We start from the raw sequence: 16803 nt of genomic DNA, 5'->3' as shown, positions 1-16803 counted from the left end.
CATGATTGAAGTCAAAGGCCTGACCAAGCGGTTCAAGGGCCAGACCGTGCTCAACGGTATCGACCTGACCGTGCAGCCCGGTGAAGTGGTGGCCATCATCGGCCCCAGTGGCTCGGGCAAAACCACCTTCCTGCGCTGCCTTAACCTGCTGGAAACCCCCGATGCCGGGCAGATCCAGATCGGCGCCATCAGTATCGATGCCAACCGCCCTTTGGGCGGGCAACAGAGTGCGATTCGCCGTTTGCGCCAGCAGGCCGGGTTCGTGTTCCAGAACTTCAACCTGTTCCCCCACCGCACCGCCCTGGAGAACGTGATCGAGGGGCCGGTGATCGTCAAGAAGACGCCCCGCGAGCAGGCCATCGAGCTTGGCCGGCGCCTGCTGGCCAAAGTCGGCCTGGCGGGCAAGGAAGACGCCTACCCACGGCGCCTGTCCGGCGGCCAGCAGCAACGCGTGGCCATCGCCCGTGCCCTGGCCATGGAACCGGAGGTAATCCTGTTCGACGAACCGACCTCGGCGCTGGACCCGGAGCTGGTCGGTGAAGTACTGGCGACCATCCGCGGCCTGGCCGAGGAAAAGCGCACCATGATCATCGTCACCCACGAGATGAGTTTTGCCCGGGATGTGGCTAACCGGGTGATCTTCTTCGACAAGGGCGTGATCGTGGAGCAGGGCGAGGCCAAGGCCCTGTTTGCAGCGCCGAAGGAAGAGCGTACGCGGCAGTTCTTGCGCAAGTTCCTCGGGACTGCGGCCTCCGAGTAAACCTGTTCCGGCCCATTCGCGGGTAAACCCGCTCCTACAGTGCACAGATCTTGAGGCATATGTGTAGGAGCGGGTTTACCCGCGAAGAGCCCGGCACCTCTGTAACCAATCCCCCTTCTATAAATATTCCAAAAAGTTAGTTCATAAAATTTTTATAAATCATTAGGGTATATATACCGGACCACCGGACCAGCACACGTCTGTCGCGATCAGCTGTAGCGACATAACTATTTTGTGAGGTCAGGAATGGTCAGGATCACAATCACCCCAGTGCGTAACGCCAGGGCATTGAGTGCAGCCAAGGAGCGGCACTGATGCCCAGCCAAGCCAACACCCAATTCCATAGCGATCTCGACAGCTCGCCCCCGCTGCTGCCGGCCAAGGTACTGCGCAACGACGCCGAAGCCCTGCAAGCGGCCCGCGAGCTGGCCGAGGTCGCCCGTGAGCAAGCTGCCCGACGCGACCAGCAACGCAAACTGCCCTGGGCCGAAATCGAACTGTTTACCCGCAGCGGTCTGGGCAGCATCACCGTACCCAAGGCCTACGGTGGCCCCGACGTGTCGTTCGCAACCGTCGCCGAAGTGTTCCGCCTGATCAGCGCCGCCGACCCCGCCCTGGGGCAGATCCCGCAGAACCAGTTCGGCATGCTGCAACTGCTGCGCCTGACGGCCAGCGAGGCGCAGCAAGCGCTGATCTTCCGCAGCGTGCTCGACGGCTGGCGCATCGGCAATGCCGGGCCTGAACGTGGCACCAGGGATACCCTCACCCTCAAGGCCCGAATCACGCGCGCCGGCGACAGCTACCGCATAAGTGGCGAGAAGTTCTACTCCACCGGTGCCTTGTTCGCCCATTGGGTGGCGGTAAAAGCCCTAGACGATGAAGGCCGCCAGCGCCTGGCATTCGTGCGCCGGGGAAGCCCGGGGTTGCGCATTGTCGATGACTGGTCCGGGTTCGGCCAGCGCACCACCGCCAGCGGTACCGTGCTGCTGGACCAGGTGCCGGTGGACGCGGAACTGGTGATCGACAACTGGCGCCAGCGCGATATCCCCAACATTCAGGGCGCCGCTTCGCAGCTGATCCAGGCGGCGATCGACGCCGGCATCGCCGAAGCAGCTATCGATGATGCGATCACGTTCGTGCGCGAAAAGTCCCGGCCGTGGATTGAAGCCAACGTCGACCGTGCCAGTGACGACCCTTATGTAATTGCCGACATCGGCCGCCTGAAACTCGAGCTGCACGCCGCCGAAGCACTGCTGCGCAAAGCTGCTCGGGTACTCGACGAGGTCAATGCTGCGCCTATCGACGCAGCCAACGCGGCACGGGCCTCGATTGCGGTGGCCGAGGCCAAGGTGCTGACCACCGAGATTGCCCTGCAGGCCAGCGAGAAGCTGTTCGAGCTGGCCGGCAGCCGCGCCACCCTTGCCGAGTTCAACCTCGACCGCCACTGGCGAAATGCCCGGGTGCACACCCTGCACGACCCGGTGCGCTGGAAGTACCACGCGGTGGGCGCTTACCACCTTAACGGCACCCTGCCTGCACGGCATTCCTGGATCTGATTTGCTGCCTTTGGGGCTGCTGCGCAGCCCTTCGCGGACTTGCCCGCTGCCACAGGATTGTCACCGCCTGAACCGGCATCACTTTACCTGTGGGAGCGGGCAAGCCCGCGAAGGGCCACGAAGCGGCCCCCGGAGAACTCCATGACAATTGCTATCATCACCAGCGACGCCCAAGCCCTGGCCGTCGCCGAAGACATCGCCCAGCAACTGCGCCGCGACAGCGCCTTGCGCGACCGCGAGCGCCGCCTGCCGCTCGCCGAACTCGAGCTGTTCACCCGTTCCGGCCTGTGGGCCATCAGCGTGCCCAAAGCCTTCGGCGGTGCCGGCGTGTCCAACGTCACCCTGGCCAAGGTCATCGCCCGTATCGCGCAGGCCGACGGTTCGCTCGGGCAGATTCCGCAGAATCATTTCTACGGTCTGGAAGTGCTGCGGGTAAACGGCAGCCCCGAACAGCAACAGCGCCTGTACGCCGAGGTACTGGCCGGCCGCCGTTTCGGCAATGCCCTGGCCGAGCTGGGCACCAAGACCGCCCACGAGCGCACCACCCGCCTGAGCCGTGACGGCGACGGTTTCCGCATCAACGGGCGCAAGTTCTATTCCACAGGCGCCATCTATGCCCAGCGCATTCCAACCTCGGTCGTGGATGAACAAGGTATACAACAGTTGGCCTTCGTCCCGGCCGACAGCCAGGGGCTGCAGGTGATCGACGACTGGAGCGGCTTCGGCCAGCGCACCACCGGCAGCGGTTCGGTGGTGTTCGATAACGTGTACGTCAGCGCAGCGGACGTGGTGCCGTTCCAGAGCGCCTTCGAGCGCCCCACCCCGGTTGGCCCGCTGGCGCAGATCCTCCATGCCGCCATCGACACCGGCATTGCCCGCGCCGCCTATGAAGACGCCCTGCACTTCGTGCGCACCCGCAGCCGTCCGTGGGTCGACTCCGGCCTGGACAAGGCCACGGATGACCCGCTGACGCTGAAAAGTTTCGGCCATCTGGCGGTCCGCTTGCACGCGGCCGAAGCCCTGCTGGAGCGCGCAGGCGAATACCTCGACCGCGCCCGCGACGACAGCACTGCCGACAACGTGGCCGCCGCCTCCATTGCCGTGGCCGAAGCACGCGCCATCAGCACCGAAATTTCCCTCGCCGCCGGTACCACCCTGTTCGAACTGGGCGGCAGCCAGGCAACATTGGCCGAACACAACCTCGACCGCCACTGGCGCAACGCTCGCGTGCACACCCTGCATGATCCGGTGCGCTGGAAGTACCACGCCATCGGCAACTACTACCTCAACGATGCCAACCCGCCACGCCGGGGGACCATCTGATGGCCACGCAGATTCTGCTCAATGCCTTCAACATGAACTGCATCGGGCACATCAACCACGGTTTGTGGACCCACCCACGGGACACTTCGACCCAGTACAAGACCCTGGACTACTGGACCAACCTGGCACGCCTGCTGGAGCGCGGTCTGTTCGACGGGCTTTTCATTGCCGACATCGTCGGTACCTACGACATCTACGGCGAGTCACTGGACGTCACCCTCAAGGAGTCGATCCAGCTGCCAGTCAACGACCCGCTGCTGCTGGTGTCCGCCATGGCTGCGGTCACCCGTCACCTGGGTTTTGGCCTTACCGCCAACCTCACCTACGAGGCGCCGTACCTGTTCGCCCGGCGCCTTTCCACACTCGACCACCTGAGCAATGGCCGGGTGGGCTGGAACATTGTCACCGGCTACCTCGACAGCGCTGCCCGGGCCATGGGCCTGGCGCAGCAACCGGAGCATGATCGCCGCTACGACCAGGCCGATGAATACCTGCAGGTGTTGTACAAGCTGCTGGAAGGCAGCTGGGCCGATGACGCAGTGGTCGCCGACCGCGAGCATCGCGTCTATGCCACGCCCGACAAGGTGCGCAAGGTTCAGCACCAGGGCGAGTTCTACAAGGTCGAAGGCTACCACCTGTGCGAGCCCTCACCGCAGCGCACCCCGGTGCTGTTCCAGGCCGGCAGCTCGCCGCGTGGCCTGGCCTTCGCCGGCAACCATGCCGAATGCGTGTTCATCAGTGGCCAGGACAAGGCAGCCACCCGCGCCCAGGTCGACAAGGTTCGCGCGGCCGCCCAGGCCGCCGGCCGCGACCCGCAGGCGGTCAAGGTGTTCATGGGCATCACGGTGATCGTTGCGGCCACCGAGCAACTGGCCCAGGCCAAACATGCCGAGTACCTGCGCCACGCCAGCGCCGAAGCGGGCGTCGCGCACTTCGCCGCGTCCACTGGCATCGACTTCGCCGCCTATGAATTGGACCAACCCATTGCCTTCAACCAGGGCAACGCCATCCAGTCAGCCACGCGCCAGTTGCAAGACAACGCCTGGACCCGCCGGCGCCTGTTGCAACAGCACGCCCTGGGCGGCCGCTACGTAACCCTGGTCGGCGCGCCTGAACAGGTGGCCGAGCAGTTGATCGCGTGGATCGATGAAACCGGCCTGGACGGTTTCAACCTGACCCGCACCGTCACCCCGGAAAGCTTCGAGGACTTCGTCGAGCTGGTCATCCCGCAACTTCAGCAGCGTGGCCGCTACAAGACTGCCTACACCGAAGGCACCCTGCGCGAAAAACTGTTCCATACCGACCACCCGCACTTACCCGCCGACCACCCTGGCTCGGCTTACCGCTTTACCCCTACCCCGACTGGAGCCCTGCACCATGCTTGAGAAACTGTTCCGGCCCGTCGCGGCCATTGCCATCACCCTCGGCCTGTGCGCCGGTACCCTTGCTGCCGAGCCGTTGAAGATCGGCACCACCTCGGCCTTTGCCATTCCGCTGGAAGCCGCGGTTGAAGAAGCCCACAAGCAAGGCCTGGAAGTGAAGCTGATCGAGTTCAGCGACTGGATTGCGCCCAATGTCAGCCTCAACAGCGGCGACATCGACGCGAACTACTTCCAGCACATCCCGTTCCTGGAAAACGCCAAGGCTGCTGCAGGCTTCAACCTCGTGCCTTACGCCCCGGGCATCATCAACAACGTTGGCCTGTACTCGAAAAAGTACAAAAGCTTTGCCGAGCTGCCTGAAGGCGCCAGCGTGGCCATCGCCAACGACCCGATCAACAGCGGCCGTGGCCTGCTGCTGCTGGCCAAGGCCGGGTTGATCACCCTGAAGCCCGGCGTGGGCTACAAGGCCACCGAGGATGACATCGTCGCCAACCCTAAAAAGCTGAAGATCCTTCAGGTCGAGGCGGTGCAACTGGTACGTGCCTACGACGACGCCGACCTGGTGCAGGGTTACCCGGCCTACATCCGCCTGGCCAACACCTTCGATACCACCTCGGCGTTGCTGTTCGACGGGCTGGAAAACAAGGAATACGTGATCGAGTTCGTCATTCGCCCGCAAAGCAAGGACGATCCACGCCTGGCCAAGTTCGTCGACATCTACCAGCATTCGCCAGCGGTGCGCGCTGCGTTGAACAAAGCTCACGGCAAGCTCTACCAAGCCGGCTGGGAAGGCTGAAATGAGCCAGGCCAGCGCGCTCAGAGCGCCCACACCCCAAGCACTGCCGCCATTGGCCAGGGAACAGGCCCTGCGCCCCGAGGTAAATGAAGCTCACGTGCGCTTCATCGGCCTGGGCAAGACCTACCCGGGCCAGGCGCAACCGGCCTTGCAAGGCATTGACTTGAACATCCGCCATGGCGAGATCTTCGGCATCATCGGCCGCAGCGGCGCCGGTAAGTCATCACTGCTGCGCACCATCAACCGCCTGGAGCAACCCAGCCAGGGCCGCGTATTGATCGACCAGGTGGATATCGCGCCTTTCAATGAGGACCAGCTTGTGGCCCTGCGCCGGCGCATCGGCATGATCTTCCAGCACTTCAACCTGATGTCGGCCAAGACCGTGTGGCAGAACGTGGAATTGCCTTTGAAGGTCGCCGGCGTGCCCAGGGCCGAGCGCCAGCGCAAAGTGCACGAACTGCTGGAACTGGTCGGCCTGCAGGAAAAACATCACGTGTACCCGGCGCAACTGTCCGGCGGGCAGAAACAGCGCGTGGGCATTGCCCGGGCACTGGTGCACAGCCCCGAGATCCTGCTGTGCGACGAGGCCACCTCGGCGCTGGACCCGGAAACCACCGCCTCAATCCTGGAGCTGCTGCGCGATATCAACCAGTGCCTGGGCCTGACCATCGTGCTGATCACCCACGAAATGGCAGTGATTCGCGACATCTGTCACCGGGTAGTGGTGCTGGAACGCGGCGCAGTGGTCGAGCAGGGCGAGGTCTGGCGGGTGTTTGGTTCACCTCGTCACGAGGTTACCCGCACCCTGCTCGCCCCTTTGCAGGCCAAGCTACCCGCCGCACTGCAAGCCAGCCTCCAGGCCCACCCGGCGAGCGGCAACAGCGCCGTAGTGCTGAAACTGACGGTGCTCGGCGAGCCAGAGCTGTCTGCCCTGTTCAACGACCTGGGCGGGCGTGTGCGTCTGCTGCAGGGCGGCGTGGAAACCATCGGCGAACATGCCTTGGGGCAACTCATCCTCTCGGTGCAACACTCGCCGCACGACACCCATCAATTGCTGGAACGTGCCCGCCGTTGGGCCGAGGACGTGGAGGTATTGGGCCATGTGGATTGATCGCCTGCTGGAAGGCTTGCTGGATACGCTGCTGATGGTTGGGGTTTCGTCACTGATCGCCCTGCTGGTGGGTGTACCCATGGCGGTGCTGCTGGTGACCAGCGACAAGGGCGGGATCTTCGAGGCGCGGCTGCTGAACCGGGTGCTGGGCGCCTTCGTCAACCTGTTCCGCTCGATTCCGTTTCTGATCCTGATGGTTGCGCTGATTCCTTTCACCCGCCTGGTGGTGGGTACCACTTATGGTGTGTGGGCGGCAGTGGTGCCGCTGACCATTGCCGCCACACCGTTCTTTGCGCGGATTGCCGAGGTCAGCCTGCGTGAGGTCGACCATGGTCTGGTGGAAGCCGCACAGGCCATGGGCTGCCGGCGCTGGCACATCGTCTGGCATGTACTGTTGCCCGAGGCGCTGCCGGGGATCGTCGGGGGCTTCACCATTACCTTGGTGACCTTGATCAACTCGTCGGCGATGGCCGGGGCGATTGGTGCCGGCGGGCTGGGGGATATCGCCTATCGGTATGGCTACCAGCGTTTCGACAGCCAGATCATGCTGACCGTGATCGCCATGCTGGTAGCGTTAGTGGCGTTGATCCAGCTGGGCGGGGACCGCCTGGCGAAGGGTTTGAACAAGCGTTGAAATCTGAGGGCTGCTTTGCAGCCCGCTCTCAATCCCAGCGAAGATCCTCAGCCGGCACTGGCCGCCCGAACCAGTACCCTTGACCCAACTGGCACTCCTCCTGCAGCAGGAAGCTGGCCTGTTCCGCCTGCTCGATGCCCTCGGCATGCACCTGCATACCCATGCTACGGGCCAAGGCGATGATCACCCGCACAATTGCGATGTCATCCTCATCCAGTGGCAACCCAGCTACAAACCCTTGGTCGATTTTCAGCTTCTGCACCGGCAAACGCTTGAGCCGTAGCAGTGACGAATACCCGGTGCCAAAGTCGTCGATGGCCAGGGTCACCCCCAGTTCGCGCAAGCGGTGCAGTTGCTCCAGCGCCACCTCAGGGTCTTCCATCACCGCGCTTTCGGTCACTTCCAGCTCCAGCAAGGCCGGGGCGAGGCCGGTGTCGTGCAGCACTTCGGCTACCTGCCGATACAGCTCATGCTGGCCAAACAGGCGACTGGAGATGTTCACCCCCACAAATGCCAGCTGCCGGCCTTCAGCCTGCCACTGCACCATTTGCCGGCAGGCCTGGCGCAGCACCCAGGTATCGATCTCGGCAATCAGGCCGGTGCGTTCGGCAATCGGGATGAACTCGCCCGGCGGTACCAGACCGCGCCTGGGGTGCTGCCAGCGCACCAGCGTCTCGACCCCGACCTGTCGGCCTGATGCCAGGTCGTGTACCGGCTGGAAGTACACCCGCAGTTCATCCTGCTCCAGGGCCCGACGCAATTCAGCGGCGGTCTCGACCCGATGCTGGGCGTGGGCGGTCAGCTCTTCGGTGTACAGCGCATAGCAGGCCCGCCCGTTGCTTTTGGCCTTGTACAACGCCGAGTCGGCATTGCGCAGCAACTGCTCGGCACCCAAGGCATCGCTGGGGTAAAGGCTGATTCCGACGCTGGCGCTGATGAACAGACGATTGCCGTCGAACTGAAACGGCTCACGCATACGCTCGATGATGCACTGCGCCAGCTTGCCCGCCTGGCCGACCTGCTGGCAGTTCTCGACCAGCACGCCGAATTCGTCGCCGCCCAGACGCGCCAGGGTCACACCGTTACCCAACACCTCCCCCAGACGCTCGCCCACCAGCTTCAGCAACTGGTCGCCAATGGTATGGCCCAGGCCGTCGTTTATGCTCTGGAAGTGATCCAGGTCCAGCAGCAACAAGGCGCAACCGCGCTTGTTGGCCTGCGCAGCCGCCAATGCCTGCTCCAGCCGGTCGGTAAACAGCAGGCGGTTGGGCAGGCCGGTCAGCGGGTCGTGGTGGGCGAGGTAGGCAAGCTCTTGTTCCGAATGCTTGATGGCGCTGATGTCACTGAACACCGCCACGTAATGGCTGAGCTCACCCTCGTCATCACGAATGGCGCAAATGGTCTGCCACTGCGGGTAGATTTCCCCGCTTTTGCGCCGGTTCCAGATTTCACCACTCCACTCGCCCTTCTCGGCCAGGGTGGCGAAAACCTCCTGGTAGAAGGCCAGGCCATGGTGGCCCGACTTGAACTTGCTCGGGCGCTGGCCGATAACCTCATCCTGCTGGTAGCCGGTGATGCGCATGAAGGCACGATTGACGTGCACGATCAGGCCTTGGCGGTCGGTCACCAGCACACCTTCGAGGGTACTGTCGAACACTGCGGCAGCCATGCGCAGCCGTTCACGATCTTCACAACGCAAACGCGCGCCATGGCCGATGAAATTGAGCAGGCGCACGCGCGACACATAGATCAGCAAGGCACTGAGCAGCACCCAGACCACCACGTTGATCTGCCGCCCCACGGTCAGTGCCAAGGGATCGTCAGTCATGCTGTGCAGCATCACCTCCGCCAGCGCAAGCCAGAGGATCGAGAGCACCACATACAGCGCAGCCATGCGCAAGGCGTCGCGAACGGAAACAGACATGTCGGGTGGGAAAGGCCATCAAAAAGGAGTGGGCATTATAAAGGCTGAAACATGTCGTGACCTCCTATCTCAACGGTTGACTGGTTTTATTTCCCCGCCAAGGGATAATCAGCCCTTCCCCCTGCATTTCGAGGGTATTTGCACCTATGTGGTATAACGGCCTGCTCGACCTGTCGGCCTGGCAACTGGTCGGCATCACTCTGTTGATGACCCACGTGACCATTGTCAGCGTCACGGTCTACCTGCATCGCTACTCCGCGCACCGGGCCCTGGAGCTCAACGGCGCGCTCAAGCACTTCTTCCGCTTCTGGCTGTGGCTGACCACGGCGCAGAACACCCGCGAGTGGACCGCCGTCCACCGCAAGCACCACGCCAAGTGCGAAACCCCCGACGACCCGCACAGCCCGGTGTACAAGGGCCTGGGCACAGTGCTGCGCAAAGGTGCCGAGCTGTACCGTGAAGAGGCGCGCAACCCCGAAACCCTGCGCATCTATGGCAAGAACTGCCCGGATGACTGGATCGAGCGCAACCTGTACTCGCGTTACAAACTGGGCGGTATCGCACTGATGGCGGTAATCGACCTGCTGCTGTTCGGCACCCTGGGCATCACCATATGGGCGGTGCAGATGATGTGGATTCCGTTCTGGGCCGCCGGTGTGGTCAACGGCCTGGGCCATGCCCTCGGCTATCGCAACTTCGAATGCCGCGACGCCGCCACCAACCTGGTGCCCTGGGGCATCGTCATCGGCGGTGAAGAACTGCACAACAACCACCACACCTACCCCAACTCGGCCAAGCTCTCGGTCAAACGCTGGGAGTTCGACATGGGCTGGGCGTGGATCCGCCTGTTCTGCCTGCTGCGTCTGGCCAAGGTGCAGCGCGTGGCGCCCATCGCCCACCGGGTGGCCGGCAAGGCCAGCCTGGACATGGACACCGCCATGGCCATCCTCAACAACCGCTTCCAGATCATGGCCCAGTACCGCAAGCTGGTGATCGGCCCGCTGGTGAAACAGGAACTGGCCCGTGTCGACGCCTCGGTGCGTCACCGCTTCCGCCGTGCCAAACGGCTGCTGTCTCGCGAAACCAGCCTGCTGGAAGACCGCCACCACGTGCGCATCGAGTCCATGCTCGCGCACAGCCAGGCACTGAAAACCATCTACGAAAAGCGCCTGGCCCTGCAGCAGATCTGGGCGCGCACCAGTGCCAACGGCCACGACATGCTGGCAGCCATGAAAGACTGGGTACATGAGGCCGAAACCAGCGGCATCCAGGCACTGCGCGACTTCGCAGCACAACTCAAGACTTACTCGCTGCGCCCGACCGGCGCCTGACCGCCGTTGATCGGCACGCCCCGCAGCGGGGCGTGCCATTCGGAACTTCGCCCCTACCTCTCCACTCGAATCCGGAATATCGCCTGCGTGGCGGGCCGGATGCTGGCCGCACGCTTTCACGTTGAGACCTGCTCCGTGCACATGGCCAAGAACATTCCAACGATTTTCCCCGGCACCCCTCCTCCCGAAGCCGCCCAGACTTTACTGGCGTTGCTCCACGCCCAAGGAGAGGTTGCCCGCCTGAGTGAGCGTGATCAGCTGTTCAGCTCGTTGCTCGACAGCGTCAACGCAGTGCTCTGGGCCTTCGACTGGGAAACCCGTCAGGTGCTGTACGTGAGCCCAGCCTACGAGCGCATCTTTGGCCGCCCGGTCAGCCTGGTGCTGGCTGACTACAACGAATGGCGTGACAGCATCTACCCCGACGACCTCGAGTTCGCCGAACGTAGCCTGGCCCAGGTACTGCTCAAGGGCGCGGTGGAAGACCGCGAGTACCGCATCCTCAATGCCGACGGGCAACTGCGCTGGCTGAGCGACAAGTGCTACATCAACCAGCAGCACGATAGCGACCGGGTAATCATTGTCGGTATCGCCGAAGACATCACCGAGAAGAAGCAGCTTGAAGGCGAACTGCAGCGCCTGGCCACCACCGACGTGCTGACCCAGAGCAGTAACCGCAGGCACTTTTTCGAATGTGCCCAGCAAGCCTTCGACAGTGCACGTGAGGACGGTACACCGCTGGCTTTCCTGCTGTTGGATATCGACGACTTCAAACGCATCAATGACAGCTATGGCCACCAGGAAGGCGACCAGGTGCTACAACACATCGCCGACAGCGGCAAGGCCGTGCTACGCCGGGGCGACCTGTTCGGACGCATTGGCGGCGAAGAATTTGCGGCAGTGTTTCCGGGCTGCAACGCCCAGGTCGCGGAGCAGATTGCCGAGCGCTTGCAACGACAGATTCAGCACTTGAGCTTCACCCATGGCCAGCAGACGTACGGGGTGACGGTGAGCCAGGGGCTGACCGGGCTGACCGACGAGGATGTGGCGCTGGACAGCCTGTATGCGCGGGCCGATGCGGCAATGTACCGGGCCAAGCGGCAGGGCAAGAACCAGATAGTCCGCGGCTGATCAGGCGGCACGGGCACTGGCTGTGGCCGCTATTCGCGGGCCTGTGGGAGCGGGCAAGCCCGCGAAGGGCCGCAATGCGGCCCCGAATCTCAGCTGGAAACCTCGGCCCCAGCCACCGGCGGTTCTTCCTGCGGCTTTACTTCCGGGTTCTCCACTTTGCGCAACCGCCTCAGCTCCGGCAGGCCAAGCTTGAGCAGCCGCGCCGTCTTGCCGCTGGCCACCTTCTCCAGCCCCTGCCCGGCCGGCAGCCGCGACAACTGCCCAGCCAGGTTCATGGCCAGGATCTCCAGCGAGTAAACGCCACCACCCAACTGGTAGATCGCAGCGATCAACTCGCGCAGTGCCAGCGGCAAACGCCAGCGAGTACGCAACGCCGAGCCGAATGCCGCAGCAAACTCTTCCAGCGATTGCTGCACATTGCGCTCGTCCAGATCCCCCCCGGCCAACCGCCACTCTTGCAGGCAGCGCAACACCGCCAGGTCGCCCAGGCAATGCAGCAAGCCCGCGCAGTAACAACGCCCCTCGTCCAGCTCGAGCATGCGCGCCAAGGTGCGGCCATATTCGGCAGTGTGCAGTGACAGGTCCCAGTAACGGGTCGCGTGCTCCGCCAACAGCGGGTCACTGAGGCGGGCGCTGCGCTTGAGGGTCATGCCCAGGATCAGGTTCATGCTTTGGGTACTGCCAAGCTTGTTCAGGGCCTGCAGCAACGTCTGCACCGGGACTTCACGGTGCAATGCCGCACTATTGGCGGCAGCGATCAGCACCGCCGTAACTTGCGGATCGTTACGCACTTCCTCTTCGAGCACCCTGAGGTTCAGGCCCTGGGGGTTCAGCGCTCGATTGATCGCTACCTGCACATCGGCCAGCAGCGGCCCGCCATCGGCGGTAGCGCGACGCTGCTCAAGGTAGGCTGACAGGGTGGCCCCCGCCTGCAACGCCGGTACCGGGCAGGCGATCTCCTCGCCAACGGCCAGCAGCAACTCTTGCAGGCGCTTGCGCAGGTTATCCAGGTTCAGCGGCTTGCTCAGGTACGCCGTGGGGTGCAGGGGCAGCGCTTCGCGCACACTGGCGCTGTCATTGCGGTTACTCATGAGAATGAACGGCACCCCTGGCCCTTTGGCGCGCACCTTGCGCAGCAGGTCGAGGCCGTCGACACCGGCCAGCTCACGGGCGGCGATGATCAGGTCAGGCTTGCTGGACAAGGCACTGAGCGCCTGCGAGCCGTCCGCGCATACCTGCAGGCGGGCGTCACAGCGCACGCTGAGCAGCATCTCGCTGAGCATGTCCCGTACCCAAGGATCGCCTTCGACAATCAGTACGCTTGGTGGGGTGGGGGCTGCAGCGCTCATCGCCAACTACTCCTGAATAACCTGACACACAGTCCGTCGCAGCTTCCAAAGCCAGTCCTCCGATAACCATAGCGCCACACGGCTTATCTGGGCATAAAAAAACCCGCCTAGGCGGGTTTTTTCTGAAGCGCGTCACATCAGGCGATTTCAGCGAAGCACTCTTCGATGATGGCCAGGCCTTTGTCCAGCAGCGCGTCTTCGGCGGTCAGCGGAACCAGGATACGCAGGACGTTGCCGTAGGTGCCGCAAGACAGCAGGATCAGACCCTTTTCACGAGCCTTGGCGACAACCTGGCCAACAGCAGCAGCGTTCGGGGTGTGAGTGCCCTTCTCGAAGACTTCGACGGCAATCATCGAGCCCAGACCACGGACGTCGCCGATGATCGGGTACTTCTTCTGGATTTCGCGCAGGCCGGCGGTCAGGCGCTCACCCACAGCCTTGCTGCGGTCCAGCAGTTTTTCTTCTTCGAACACTTCGATCACGGCCAGGGCCGCGGCGCAAGCGATCGGCGAACCGGCGTAGGTACCGCCCAGGCCGCCAGGCGCGATGGCGTCCATGTATTCGGCCTTGCCGCACACACCGGCCAGCGGGAAGCCGCCAGCGATGGATTTGGCGAAGGTGGTCAGGTCAGGCGCAACGCCCATCTGTTCCATGGCGAAGAAGGTGCCGGTACGGCCAGCGCCAGTTTGTACTTCGTCGGCGATCAGCAGGATGCCGTGCTGGTCGCACAGGGCGCGCAGGCGTTTCATCAGCTCTTTCGGCGCTGGCAGGAAGCCGCCTTCGCCTTGTACTGGCTCGAGGATGATTGCGGCGATGTCGCGCGGCTCGGCGTCGTTCTTGAAGATGCGCTCGACCGAGGCGATGGCGTCGTCAACGCTGATACCGTGCAGTTCGCTCGGGAACAGGGCGCGGAAGATGCCGCCTGGCATCAGGCCCATGCCAGCGGAGTACGGCACGACCTTGCCGGTCAGGCCCAGGGTCATCATGGTACGGCCGTGATAACCGCCGGTGAAGGCGATGACGCCAGCGCGGCCAGTGGCAGCACGGGCGATCTTGACGGCGTTTTCAACGGCTTCGGAGCCGGTGGTGACCAGCAGGGTCTTCTTGTCGAAGTCGCCTGGGACCAGCTTGTTGATCTTTTCGCACAGCTCTACGTAGGGCTCGTAAGCCAGCACCTGGAAGCAGGTGTGGCTGACCTTGGTCAGCTGCTCTTGCACAGCTGCAACCACTTTCGGGTGCAGGTGGCCGGTGTTCAGTACTGCGATGCCGCCAGCGAAGTCGATCAGTTCGCGGCCTTCAACGTCGATCACGGTCGAGTTCTTCGCGGTGTCGACGAAGATCGGGTGGATCTGGCCGACGCCACGTGGGACGGCAGCTACACGACGTTGCATCAAGGATTCGTTGGTTTTGCTCATAATGCCCTCATTGCGCCGACAGGAATGGCGCTTTTATTCGGGGGCGGCTGGGAGTGCTCGCGAACAGTATTCGTTGATCGACTGTCGTGAACGCCCTGGCCACCAGGTACTGCAATGTAAAAAAGGCCAGCGAGACGTCGCTCTCGCGCCCCGCTGGCAGAGGTAAAGCCTTTACCGTGCTATCAGACGCTGATGCACAGGTATTTGATTTCGAGGTAGTCCTCGATACCGTACTTGGAACCTTCGCGGCCCAGGCCCGAAGCCTTGATACCACCGAACGGCGCGACTTCGTTGGAGATCAGGCCGGTGTTGATACCCACCATGCCGTACTCCAGGGCTTCGGCGACACGGAACACACGGCTCATGTCGCGGGCGTAGAAGTACGAGGCCAGGCCGAACTCGGTGTCGTTGGACATGGCGATGACTTCGGCTTCGTCTTTGAAGCGGAACAGCGGCGCCAGTGGGCCGAACGTCTCTTCCTTGGCGACAGCAGCGGTCTTCGGTACGTCAACCAGGATGGTCGGCTCGAAGAAGTTGCCTTCGATCAGCTTGCCACCGGACAGCACTTTGGCGCCTTTGCTGACGGCGTCCTCGATGTGTTCCTGGACCTTGGCGACAGCCTTGCCATCGATCAGCGGGCCAGTGGTGGTGCCTTCTTCCAGGCCGTTACCGATCTTCAGCTTGGCAACTGCAGCGGCCAGCTTCTCGGCGAACGCGTCGTAGACGCCGTCCTGCACGTAGATACGGTTGGCGCAGACGCAGGTCTGGCCGTTGTTACGGTACTTGGAGATGATCGCGCCCTCGACCGCCTTGTCCAGGTCGGCGTCGTCGAACACGATGAACGGGGCGTTGCCACCCAGCTCCAGGGAAACCTTCTTGATGTCCTTGGCGCATTCTTCCATCAGCTGGCGACCGATTTCGGTCGAGCCGGTGAAGGACAGCTTGCGTACCAGGGAGTTGCCGGTCAGTTCGCCGCCAACTTCGCCGGCGCTGCCGGTAACCACACTCAGCACGCCAGCCGGGATGCCGGCACGGTGGGCCAGCTCGACCAGCGCCAGAGCGGAGTATGGGGTTTGCGAAGCCGGCTTGAGGACCATGGTGCAGCCAGCGGCCAGGGCCGGGCCGGCTTTACGGGTGATCATGGCGGCCGGGAAGTTCCACGGGGTGATGGCCGCGGTAACGCCGATTGGCTGCTTGATGACAATCAGGCGCTTGTCTGGCTGGTGGCCCGGGATGGTGTCACCGTAGATGCGCTTGGCTTCTTCGGCGAACCACTCGATGAACGAGGCAGCGTAAGCGATTTCGCCCTTGGCTTCGGCCAGCGGCTTGCCCTGTTCGGTGGTCATCAGGCGAGCCAGGTCGTCCTGGTTCTCGATCATCAGTTCGAACCAGCGACGCAGCTTGGCCGAGCGCTCTTTCGCAGTCAGGGCACGCCAGGCCGGCAGGGCCTTGTCGGCGGCCTCGATGGCGCGGCGGGTTTCCGCGGTGCCCATCTTCGGCACGGTACCGATGACTTCGCCGGTGGCCGGGTTGGTCACCTTGATGGTCTGGCCGTTGTCCGCATCCAGCCACTCACCATTGATATAGGCTTGCTGGCGGAACAACTGAGCGTCTTTGAGCTGCATGTCGGCTTCCCGAATTGTTGATTGTTGAAAAGCGCCCAAGGCAGGGCATCGAGCGTTTGAAATCTCAAACGAATGCTAAGCGGCTGCTGGGGTGTTGGACAATAGGCTGTTCGAAAAAAAGAACGAATGGTTGCACAGCCCATCTGAAATCGCCCGCAGAATGGCCGCTGAAGGGTAGACGATGCTGCGGCCGGACGTGGGGCGAAACCAAAATTCGTTTCACTGCTTGTCACGGCTAATTTCCCCCCGCCCTGATGCTGGGCTGAAACGATGATGCTGTCGTCATCGGCGCCGTAATCGATGGCATTGGCGTGCGCTCGGTTACGGCCGGTCCCCCCGGCCCACCGTTGTTCATTTCCGATCGGTATTGTCGTGTATCCGCCCCACAGGGATCTGCACAGCCAACACGGTAAAAACAGCTACAGATCAAGGCGATGGACGTCAACGACACAGATGGGTATCATGCGTG

General features: G+C 63.0%; 13 protein-coding genes. 9 read left to right on the top strand and 4 right to left on the bottom strand.

The window, feature by feature from the left end; translation table 11 throughout:
• Position 1: 1 nt before the first annotated feature.
• The 7 genes from tcyN (at position 2) to PRJ_RS00930 (ending at position 7562) form a co-directional block, all read left to right on the top strand.
• Positions 2-760 carry an L-cystine ABC transporter ATP-binding protein TcyN gene (tcyN, locus tag PRJ_RS00960; protein WP_010951607.1) on the top strand — a complete coding sequence of 253 codons (759 nt, stop codon included), beginning with the start codon at positions 2-4 and terminating at the stop codon, positions 758-760.
• Between the two features lie 314 nt (positions 761-1074).
• Positions 1075-2316, top strand: coding sequence for an SfnB family sulfur acquisition oxidoreductase (locus PRJ_RS00955; RefSeq protein ID WP_104960589.1), 1242 nt, complete (start codon positions 1075-1077; stop codon positions 2314-2316).
• A 141-nt stretch (positions 2317-2457) separates the two neighbouring features.
• Positions 2458-3639 carry an SfnB family sulfur acquisition oxidoreductase gene (locus tag PRJ_RS00950; protein ID WP_104960588.1) on the top strand — a complete coding sequence of 394 codons (1182 nt, stop codon included), beginning with the start codon at positions 2458-2460 and terminating at the stop codon, positions 3637-3639.
• Positions 3639-5024 carry an LLM class flavin-dependent oxidoreductase gene (locus tag PRJ_RS00945; RefSeq protein ID WP_104960587.1) on the top strand — a complete coding sequence of 462 codons (1386 nt, stop codon included), beginning with the start codon at positions 3639-3641 and terminating at the stop codon, positions 5022-5024. Before PRJ_RS00950 ends, PRJ_RS00945 begins: the two co-directional genes overlap by 1 nt.
• Complete coding sequence (locus PRJ_RS00940; RefSeq protein ID WP_104960586.1) at positions 5017-5817, top strand: MetQ/NlpA family ABC transporter substrate-binding protein; 801 nt, start codon at positions 5017-5019, stop codon at positions 5815-5817. The genes PRJ_RS00945 and PRJ_RS00940 overlap by 8 nt, the downstream gene beginning before the upstream one ends.
• Position 5818: 1 nt before the next feature.
• A complete protein-coding gene (locus PRJ_RS00935) occupies positions 5819-6928 on the top strand; it encodes a methionine ABC transporter ATP-binding protein (RefSeq protein ID WP_104960585.1) in 1110 nt (369 codons plus the stop codon).
• On the top strand, positions 6918-7562 hold the full coding sequence (locus tag PRJ_RS00930) for a methionine ABC transporter permease (RefSeq protein ID WP_010951601.1): 645 nt from the start codon (positions 6918-6920) through the stop codon (positions 7560-7562). Before PRJ_RS00935 ends, PRJ_RS00930 begins: the two co-directional genes overlap by 11 nt.
• 28 nt (positions 7563-7590) lie before the next feature.
• Here the strand turns inward: PRJ_RS00930 and dibA are convergent, their stop codons facing one another.
• A complete protein-coding gene (dibA, locus tag PRJ_RS00925; RefSeq protein WP_104960584.1) occupies positions 7591-9486 on the bottom strand; it encodes a phosphodiesterase DibA in 1896 nt (631 codons plus the stop codon).
• 146 nt (positions 9487-9632) lie between these two features.
• Here dibA and desA point away from each other — a divergent pair, with 146 nt between their 5' ends.
• Positions 9633-10817 (top strand): delta-9 fatty acid desaturase DesA, encoded by a 1185-nt coding sequence (desA, locus tag PRJ_RS00920; RefSeq protein WP_014589316.1) that lies wholly within the window; start codon positions 9633-9635, stop codon positions 10815-10817.
• Positions 10818-10916: 99 nt separating this feature from the next.
• The gene (locus PRJ_RS00915; RefSeq protein ID WP_064491760.1) at positions 10917-11945 is read left to right on the top strand and encodes a sensor domain-containing diguanylate cyclase; all 1029 of its coding nucleotides are present in this window, start codon (positions 10917-10919) and stop codon (positions 11943-11945) included.
• An 89-nt stretch (positions 11946-12034) separates the two neighbouring features.
• On the opposite strand, the gene PRJ_RS00910 is transcribed toward PRJ_RS00915, so the two are convergent.
• The 3 genes from PRJ_RS00910 to gabD all read right to left on the bottom strand — a co-directional run bounded on the left by PRJ_RS00910 (position 12035) and on the right by gabD (position 16334).
• Positions 12035-13294: a response regulator gene (locus tag PRJ_RS00910; protein ID WP_104960583.1), complete on the bottom strand. Its 1260-nt coding sequence runs from the start codon at positions 13292-13294 to the stop codon at positions 12035-12037.
• A gap of 137 nt (positions 13295-13431) precedes the next feature.
• Positions 13432-14709: a 4-aminobutyrate--2-oxoglutarate transaminase gene (gene gabT / locus PRJ_RS00905; RefSeq protein ID WP_003255866.1), complete on the bottom strand. Its 1278-nt coding sequence runs from the start codon at positions 14707-14709 to the stop codon at positions 13432-13434.
• A gap of 182 nt (positions 14710-14891) precedes the next feature.
• Positions 14892-16334 (bottom strand): NADP-dependent succinate-semialdehyde dehydrogenase, encoded by a 1443-nt coding sequence (gabD, locus tag PRJ_RS00900; protein WP_010951596.1) that lies wholly within the window; start codon positions 16332-16334, stop codon positions 14892-14894.
• Positions 16335-16803: the final 469 nt, after the last annotated feature.

The organism is Pseudomonas sp. XWY-1 (assembly GCF_002953115.1).
GTDB classification, from domain to species: Bacteria; Pseudomonadota; Gammaproteobacteria; order Pseudomonadales; family Pseudomonadaceae; genus Aquipseudomonas; species Aquipseudomonas alloputida.
Note: the sequence above shows the minus strand (reverse complement) of the source record. Positions and strands in the feature narration are given on the sequence as shown.